At 43.8% G+C, this 240-nt stretch carries 1 protein-coding gene; it reads right to left on the bottom strand.

Translation table 11 applies throughout. The features are described from left to right. Window positions 1–240, bottom strand: a 240-nt coding sequence (locus tag AVJ19_RS22145; protein ID WP_162626704.1) for a hypothetical protein, incomplete at both ends; no start/stop codon positions are given.

The following is a 240-nucleotide window of genomic DNA, read 5'->3' as shown; positions in this document are numbered from 1 at the left end:
CTTAGAAAATACCCTGTTAAACAAAACAACAGTCGTGGTAGTTCACTGCCGTATAGGCAGCTTAGAAATGAATGGGCTGACCCTTTTGATGATTTTGATAGTTCACTGCCGTATAGGCAGCTTAGAAAAAGCTTCATTTGATCCGAGCCATTGAGCTTTTGTTCACTGCCGTATAGGCAGCTTAGAAATGTTAATGCTGAGCGGTCAGCGACGAAAGAGAGTTCACTGCCGTATAGGCAG

Source organism: Acinetobacter sp. CFCC 10889 (assembly GCF_003268395.1).
GTDB lineage: Bacteria > Pseudomonadota > Gammaproteobacteria > Pseudomonadales > Moraxellaceae > Acinetobacter.
Note: the sequence above shows the minus strand (reverse complement) of the source record. Positions and strands in the feature narration are given on the sequence as shown.